Below are 8,293 nucleotides of genomic sequence, written 5' to 3'. Positions count from 1 at the left end.
GACCCCGCCCTCGACCCCGGCCGAGCCCCCGACCCCGCCCCCGACCCCGCCCCCGACCCCGCCCCCGAACCCGCCGGCCCCCAGGAGGCGCGGGTCGACCCGCCCGCCGCCCCGCACCCCCGCGGAAGTCGCCCCCGTCGCCGCCTCGACCCCGGGATCGCCTGGGGGCTGCTGACCGGCCTGGCCATCGCCTCCTACACGATCTGGGACGCCCACGCCCTGCGCACCTGGAGCCTCACGCCCGTCTCGTTCATGGTCGGAGTGACCCTCGCCGAGGTCGTCTTCTACACCGTCGCCCTCGGTCGTCGGCGTGGCGAGCTGCTCGGGGTCGGGCGGGCGCACTGGCCGCGGGTGCTCGCGTTCGGCGTGCTGTCGCCGCTGTCGTACATCCTCGTGCTGGTCGCGATCCAGACGACGCCGGTCGCGCTCGTCGCACCGGCCCGCGAGACGAGCGTGGTCATGGTCGCGGTCTTCGGGGCGCTCGTGCTGCGCGAGGGCTCGGTCGCGAAGCGCCTCGTCGCGTCGGTCGTCGTGCTCGGCGGCATAGCCCTCCTCGCGGCCTAGCCCCGCAGCCCTCGCATCGAGGTGACCCGTTCGGTGCCCTCCCGCGCCCCGAGGGCCCCTCTCGAGTCACCTCGACGCCAGGCCCAGGAGGCGCGGGTCTGGAGCCCCCGCCGCCCCCGCATCGAGGTGACCCGTTCGGTGCCCTCCGGCGCCCCGAGGGCCCCTCTCGAGTCACCTCGACGCCAGGCCCAGGAGGCGCGGATGGGCATACAACACGTGAACTCTGCCTGAACGGACCACGAGTTAGGTTCCTATGTCGGACGGTCGCGTGTCACCATCGTCACGTCCTGCTCCCACCCGAAAGGCCGTCATGACCCTCCGCCGTCCCCGTGCCGCGATCGCCCTCGTCGGCGTCGCCCTGCTCGCCACCGCTCTCGCCGGCTGCTCGAACGCCGCCTCCTCGGCCGAAGGCGAGGGCGGGGGCTCGTCCGACGCCGCCGGCTTCGCGGTCGACTCGAGCACCCTCGTCTTCGGCGTCGTGCCCGACTCGGTCGACACCGAGACGAACTACCAGCCGCTGATGGACTACATCGCGCAGGAGACCGGCAAGACCGTCGAGTACCACGAGTCGACCGACTACGCGGCGCTGATCGAGGCGAGCATCGCCGGTCAGATCGACGTCGCGTCGTTCTCCGGCTTCACCTACGTGACCGCCACGAACAACGGCGCCGAGCTGACGCCGATCTCGTCGATCACGACGGCCGAGGGGCAGGAGCCCGGCTACTACTCGCAGGCCATCGTGCCGAAGGGCAGCGACATCACGTCGATCGCCGACATGAAGGGCAAGAAGGTCTGCTTCGTCGACCCGTCGTCGACGTCGGGCTACCTGTTCCCGAGCTACGCGCTGCTCGAGGCCGGCATCGACCCCGAGAAGGACATCACCCCCGTGTTCGCCGGCAAGCACGACGTCAGCGTGCAGAAGACCGGCGAGGGCTCGGAGTGCGACGCGGGCTTCGCGGAGGACAGCGAGGTCGCCAAGAGCGACGCCGTCGAGGTCATCGACGAGCAGATGGTGCCCGGCGCCCCGATCGTCGAGTCGGACAGCCTGCCCGACGACCTGAAGGCGCAGCTGGAGGAGATCCTCGCGAACGTCAGCGCCGACGACATGGTCGCGGCCGGCATCGACGGCGCCGACAGCGACGGCTTCCGCAGCGTCTTCTTCGAGACGACGCCCGTGGACGACGCGTACTACGACGAGATCCGCGACATCTGCGAGAAGACGAACGCCACGCAGTGCCAGGCCTGACGACGTAGCACCCCCCCAGACCCCGGGAATCCGCTCAGACCCTCGCGCGCGCGTGGGGGGTCTCGGCGGATCCCCGGGGTCCGAGCAGAACGGACACCCGCATGAACCCGCACGACGACACCACCACCGCGACCCGCGCCGCGACGGCGACCACCGACACGACGGCGACCACGACGGCGACGGCGACCACGACGGCGACCACCGGCCCCACCGGCCCCGCCGAGACCGTCGTCGCCCTCGAGGGCATCACCAAGCGCTTCGGCGCGACCACGGCGCTCGACGGCGCCTCGCTGACCGTCCGCCGCGGCGAGGTCGTCGTGCTGCTGGGTCTGTCGGGCTCGGGCAAGTCGACGCTGCTGCGTCACGTCGACGGCCTCGAGCGGCCCACCGACGGCCGCGTCACGGTGCTGGGTCGTGAGGTCACGGCGTTGGCGGGTCGCGCCCTGCGCGAGCTGCGCAGCGAGGTCGGGTTCATCTTCCAGCAGTTCGAGCTGGTGCCGTCGCTCACCGTGCTCGAGAACGTGCTGACCGGGTCGCTCGCGACGGTGCGCGGGCCGCGTCTCGGGCTCTGGTCGTACGGTCGTGCGGCCAGGGCGGAGGCGCTCGCCCGGCTCGAGCGCGTCGGTCTGCTCGAGCGCGCGTACCAGCGCGCCGACACGCTCTCGGGCGGGCAGCAGCAGCGCGTCGCCATCGCCCGCGCGCTGATGCAGCGCCCGCAGGTGCTGCTCGCCGACGAGCCGGTCGCCTCGCTCGACCCCGAGTCGAGCGACCAGGTGATGGCGCTGATCCGCGAGATCGCCGCCGACGAGGGGCTCACCGTGATCTGCAGCCTGCATCAGGTCGACCTCGCGCTCTCGTGGGCCGACCGGATCGTCGGCCTCCGTCACGGCCGGGTCGTGCTCGACACCCCCACCGAGGGGCTCTCGAAGGCGCAGGTCATGGAGATCTACGGCCGCGTCGCGACGAGCACCGACCAGTTCGAGGCCATCGAGCTCGAGCTCGGCACGTCCGGCACGCCCGGCACGTCCGGACTCGCAGGAGGCGCGGCGAACGTCCCCGAGGACCTCGCAGGAGGCGCGGCGCACGCCCCCGACGGCGCCGTCCGATGAGCATCGTCACCGAGCGCCCGCGCACGACCGAGGCCGTCGTCGCCCCCGTCGCCGCGCCTCCTCGTCGTCGGGTCTCGCCCGAACGCGTCGCCGCCGGTCTCACGCTCGTCGCGCTCCTGATCGCGAGCGTCGTCGCCCTCCGCAGCGTCGACATCGACCCCGCCCGCATGCTGCAGAGCTGGTCGAACGCCGAGCGGTTCTTCGGCAGGGTCGGCGCGATCGAGTTCCCGCCCCTCGGCGAGCTGCTGCAGCTGACCGCGCTGACCCTCGGTCTCGTCATCTGCGGCACGCTGCTCGCCGCCGTGCTGTCGGTGCCGGTCGCCGTGCTGGCCGCGTCGAACACGTCGCCCGGCCCGGTCTGGCGCGCCGCCGCCCGGTTCGTCACCGTGCTGGCGCGCGCCGTGCCCGACGTCGTGCTCGCGATGGTCTTCGTGCTGCTGTTCTCGCTCGGCACGCTGCCCGGCATCCTCGCCATCGGCCTGCATTCGGTGGGCATGATCTCGAAGCTCTTCGCCGACGCGATCGAGCAGATCGACGAGGGGCCCCGTACGGCCGTCCGCGCCGCCGGCGGCACGCGTCTGCAGCAGTTCATGGCGGGGGTGCTGCCGCAGGTGCTGCCCTCGTGGGTCGCGACCGTGCTGCACCGCAACGACATCAACCTGCGCGGCAGCGTCATCCTCGGCTACGTCGGGGTGGTCGGTCTCGGCATGGAGATGTCGTTCGCCTTCAAGTCGCTCGACTACGGGCTGGGGCTCGGCTACGCCGTCGTCATCTTCGTGCTCTGCGTCGTGATGGAGATCGTCTCGAGCAGCGTCCGCGCGGTCATGCTCGGCACGGCTCCGACGGGTCGCGGTCTCGGCGACCGCGTCGTCCGACGGGCCACGAGGAGGCGCGGCGCGGCGACATCCGCGGCCCCCGCACCCGGGGCGGTCGGCCGGGCGTCGACCACCGCGACGTCCGCGGACGACGCGACCCGCGCCTCCGGAACCCCCGCCCCCGCGACCTCCGCGGACGACGCGACCCGCGCCTTCGGAACCCCCGCCACCGCACCCGCCGCCGCGACCGTCGCGACGATGCTGCGTCGCCCCTGGGATCGCGCCCGGGTGCGGACCACCACGTGGGCCGCGGTCGCCGCCGCCGTCGTCGTGGCGAGCATCGTCGTCTGCGACATCGCCTGGTCCGAGCTCGTGACCGTCTGGAGCGGCGTGCCCGCTGTGGCCGTGCAGTTCTGGCCGCCGTCGTTCGGCAGCTACGAGATGTCGACGATGGTCGACGCGATGGGCGAGACCGTCGCGATCGCCCTGGCCGCGACGCTGCTGACCCTGGTCGCCTCGATCGTGATCGGGTCGCTCGCGGCCCGCAACGTCGCGCCGAGCCGGGGGGTGCGCGGCGGCATGCGTCTGCTGCTCGTCGGGATCCGCGGAGTGCCCGAGGTGATCCTCGCCATCGTGCTGATCGTCGTCACCGGTCTGGGGACCCAGGCGGGCACGCTCGCCCTCGCGCTCGGCGGTGTCGGACTGCTCGGCAAGCTGCTCGCCGACTCGTTCGAGGAGGTCTCGTCGGGGCCGGAGCGCGCCCTGGCCGCGACCGGGGCCACGCGCCTCCAGGTCTACGCGGGCGCGACCCTGCCCCAGGGCACCCGGGCGCTGATCGGCCACACCTTCTACATGCTCGACACCAACATCCGGGCGGCCACGCTGCTCGGCATCGTCGGGGCCGGGGGAGTCGGGTACTACCTGCTGAACGCCAGCCAGGGCTCGAACTACGGGACGGTCACGGCGATCGTGCTGATGATCCTCGTGACGGTGCTCGCCGTCGAGGGTCTCGCGATGTGGATGCGCCGGGTGTTCCGGTGACCGCGCGCTACGACGTCGTCGTGGTCGGCTCGGGCATCGTGGGTCTCGGTGCCGCCCTGGCCGCGGTCGACCGCGGGCGGTCCGTGCTGGTCGTCGACCGTTCCGCCGTCATCGGCGGGTCGACCGTCCGCAACTTCGGCCACCTCTGCCTCACCCCGCAGAGCGGCGAGGCCCGGCGGCACGCGCTCGCCGCCCGGGGGCTGTGGCTGCGGCTCGCCCGCGACGCCGGCTTCTGGCTCGCCGAGAGCGGCACGCTCGTCGCCGCGCGTCACGACGACGAGCTCGCCCTGCTCGGCGAGCTGGCCGCGGCCCGCACCGAGCGCGTGCTCGGCGACCGCCCCGAGATCGAGCTCCTCGACGCGAGCGGGCTCGCGGCGCGCACCCCGGTCGCGCCCGGCGTGACCGTCGGCGGCGCCCTGCTGCCCTACGACCTGCAGGTGGACCCGAGGGAGGCGGCGGATGCGATCCGCAGGCATCTCGAGTCGCGAGGGGTCCGCTTCTCGACCCGCACCTCCGTCGGGTCCGTGACGACCGGCCGCGTCGAGACGAGCCGGGGGCCGATCGACGCGGGCACCGTGGTCGTCGCCACGAACCACGACCTCGACCAGCTGCTGCCCGACCTGGCCGAACGAGCCGATCTGCAGCGCTGCGGTCTCGACATGCTGCGGGTCCGCGCCGACCTGGCGAAGCCCCTCGGGGCGCCGCTGCTCACCGGGTGGTCGCTGATCCGCTACAGCGCCTTCGCCGGAACGAGCGCCGCCGAGCTGGTGCGCGCCCGCCTGCACGCCGAGCGGCCCGACCTCGCGGCCCTCGATCTGAACCAGATGTACACGCAGCTGCCCGACGGCTCGATCATCGTCGGCGACAGTCACCGGAGGGGCGAGGCGATCTCGCCCTTCCAGGACGAGCGCGCCTCCTCGGCGTTCCTCGACGAGTTCCGGGCGCTGTTCGGCGCGGAGCCCGTGGTCACCGAGCGGTGGCAGGGCGTCTACGCCTCGGGTCGCGACGAGTTCGTCGTCGACGAGGTCGAACCGGACGTGCTCGTCACCGTCGTCGCCACCGGCATCGGCATGACGACCGGTCTCGGTCTCGCCGAGCACGTCGTCGGCGGGCACCTCGACGGCGGGCGCGACGCCGCCCTGCCCGCCGCTCCGATGCGCGCCCCGCACACCGCCCACCCGCCATTCCTCCTGGAGAGCACACCGTCATGACCCTCGACACCACGCAGCCCGCTACCGCCGCTACCGCCCCTGTTCCCTCGACGGGGCCGGTTCCCGCCGCTGCCGCGACCGAGCCCGCCCCCGTCGAGCTGGTCGTGCTCGACATGGCCGGCACCACCGTCGTCGACGACGGCGTCGTCGAGCAGGCCTTCGCCCGGGTCGCCGACCGGGTCGACCTCGGGCCGGCGCTCACCCGCGACGAGGCCCTGCAGTACGTCCGCGACACGATGGGGCAGTCGAAGATCGAGGTGTTCCGGCACCTCGCCGGGGGCGACGAGCGGGTCGCCCAGCGGGCCAACGAGCAGTTCGAGATCGCGTACGGCGAGCTCGTCGACGAGAACGGGGTCGACCCGATCGAGGGCGCGGGTGATCTGATCGACGCGCTCCGCGCCTCCGGCATCGCGGTCGTGCTCACCACCGGGTTCTCGCCCGACACCCGCGACCGCCTGCTCGACGCCCTCGCCTGGAAGGTCGACGCCGCCCTCTCGCCGGTCGACGCGGGCCGCGGACGCCCTGCGCCCGACCTCGTGCTCGCGGCGCTGCTGCGCACCGGGGCGTCGTCGGTCGCGTCGGTCGTCGTGGTCGGCGACACGGTCAGCGACGTGCGCTCGGGTCGGGCCGCCGGGGCCGGGCTCGTCGTCGGCGTGACGACGGGCGCGCACACCCGCGAGCGACTGCTCGCCGCGGGTGCCGACGTCGTGCTCGACAGTGTGCGCGACCTCGTGGGGCTGCCCGCGTTCGCGGGGGTCGCGGGTGGGGCGGGAGTCGCGGGTGCCGCGGGTGCCGCGGGAGTCGCGGGTGCCGCGATGGGGGCGGCGTCGGCTGCGCCGGTCGCACCCGTCTCGCCGGCCGGGACAGCGCCCGTCGAACCCGTCGCATCGGTCGCCCCGGTCGCGCCGGTCGCGTCGGCCGCGTCGGCCGCACCGGTCGCCCCGGTCGCGTGACCGCGCTCGCGCCTCGGCCCGTCGACGACTCCGCCGCCCGCGCGGCCGGCCCCGTCGAGCTGAGGCTCGACCCCGCCCCGACGGCGATGGTCTGGACGCAACCCGGCCGCCCGCACGACGCGGTCGCCGTGCCGGGCGTCCGCCTGGCCCCCGGAGACCTGCTGGTCGAGATCGAGCTCGCGACGATCTGCGGCTCGGACGTGCACACGACCCGCGGTGACCGGGCCGCACCGGTCCCGCTCGTACTCGGGCACGAGCAGGTCGGGCGGATCGTCGCGGTCGGCCAGGGCGCGGTCGCCGTCGACGGCACGCCGCTCGCACCGGGGAGGCGCGTGGTCTGGTCGCTGACGGCGAGCTGCGGGCGCTGTGCGACCTGTGCCCGTGGTCTGCCGCAGAAGTGCGAGCGTGTGCGGAAGTACGGGCACGAGCGGCTCGAGACCGGGTGGGAGCTGAGCGGAGGCTTCGCCACCCACGTGCACGTGCGGGCGGGGACGTCGGTCGTGCCGGTCGCCGACGACCTCGACGCGCGGCTGCTCGCGCCGGTCTCGTGCGGCACGGCGACCGCGGTGGCGGCGCTCGACGCGGCGTCGGCGATCATGCCGCTCGACGGGCGGGTCGCAGGTTCGTCCGGTGCGTCCCGTGCGGCCGGTGCGGCCGGTGCGGCCGGTGCGTCGGGCTCGTCGGGCTCGGTCGGGTCGGCCGGTGCGTCCGGTGCGCCGGGCCCGTCGGGCTCGGCCTCACCGGACGGTGCGGCGGCTGCGCCTGCGGCACCGGTCGTGGTGCTCGTGCTCGGTGCGGGCCTGATCGGGCTCACGGTCGCGGCGCTGGCGACCGACGCCGGCGCCCGGGTCGTCGTGGTGGACCCCGACCCGGGTCGTCGTGCTCTCGCGGTCCGGTTCGGGGCGGTCGCGACGGGCGATCCCGGAGTCGCCGCCGACGCCGACGGCAGCGTCGACCGCGCCCTCGAGGCTGCAGGAGGCGCGCCTCTCGTGGCCGTGGAGGCGTCCGGTTCGCCGCACGCCGTCGCGTCGGCCCTGACCAGGCTCGGGGTGGGAGGCGTGGCCGTCCTGGTCGGCAGCGTGTCGCCGGCTCCGGCGGTGCCGGTCGACGCGGAGAGCGTCGTCCGTCGGCTCGTCACCGTGCGCGGGGTCCACAACTACGCGCCGCGGCACCTCGTCGAGGCGGCCCGTTTCGTCGAGCGGAGGCACCTCGCCTGGCCCCTGGCCGACCTCGTCGGCGACGAGGTCCCGCTCACCGACCTCGACACGGGCCTCGGGCGGGCCGCGTCGGCGGGAGCGGTGCGGGTCGCCGTCCGTCCGTGACGAGCGGTGACGGTGCGATCAGCGGCGACTTC

General features: G+C 74.3%; 7 protein-coding genes. All 7 read left to right on the top strand.

Going from position 1 to position 8,293, the window contains the following annotated elements; all coding sequences use genetic code 11:
* The coding region (locus SOM13_RS14300; protein WP_320480098.1) for a DMT family transporter at nt 1-564 on the top strand (564 nt) is incomplete at its 5' end.
* Between the two features lie 310 nt (nt 565-874).
* The gene (locus SOM13_RS14295; protein WP_243216511.1) at nt 875-1,810 is read left to right on the top strand and encodes a phosphate/phosphite/phosphonate ABC transporter substrate-binding protein; all 936 of its coding nucleotides are present in this window, start codon (nt 875-877) and stop codon (nt 1,808-1,810) included.
* Between the two features lie 101 nt (nt 1,811-1,911).
* A complete protein-coding gene (gene phnC / locus SOM13_RS14290; RefSeq protein ID WP_320480097.1) occupies nt 1,912-2,919 on the top strand; it encodes a phosphonate ABC transporter ATP-binding protein in 1,008 nt (335 codons plus the stop codon).
* Nucleotides 2,916-4,775: a phosphonate ABC transporter, permease protein PhnE gene (gene phnE, locus SOM13_RS14285; RefSeq protein WP_320480096.1), complete on the top strand. Its 1,860-nt coding sequence runs from the start codon at nt 2,916-2,918 to the stop codon at nt 4,773-4,775. Before phnC ends, phnE begins: the two co-directional genes overlap by 4 nt.
* Entirely contained in the window at nt 4,772-5,986 is a 1,215-nt protein-coding gene (locus SOM13_RS14280; protein ID WP_320480095.1) for a TIGR03364 family FAD-dependent oxidoreductase, read from the top strand. Before phnE ends, SOM13_RS14280 begins: the two co-directional genes overlap by 4 nt.
* Complete coding sequence (locus SOM13_RS14275) at nt 5,983-6,939, top strand: phosphonatase-like hydrolase (RefSeq protein ID WP_320480094.1); 957 nt, start codon at nt 5,983-5,985, stop codon at nt 6,937-6,939. The genes SOM13_RS14280 and SOM13_RS14275 overlap by 4 nt, the downstream gene beginning before the upstream one ends.
* Entirely contained in the window at nt 6,936-8,261 is a 1,326-nt protein-coding gene (locus tag SOM13_RS14270; RefSeq protein ID WP_320480093.1) for an alcohol dehydrogenase catalytic domain-containing protein, read from the top strand. Before SOM13_RS14275 ends, SOM13_RS14270 begins: the two co-directional genes overlap by 4 nt.
* The last annotated feature ends 32 nt before the right edge of the window (nt 8,262-8,293 follow it).

Source organism: Frigoribacterium sp. CFBP9030 (assembly GCF_034045195.1).
Lineage (GTDB): Bacteria > Actinomycetota > Actinomycetes > Actinomycetales > Microbacteriaceae > Frigoribacterium.
Note: the sequence above shows the minus strand (reverse complement) of the source record. Positions and strands in the feature narration are given on the sequence as shown.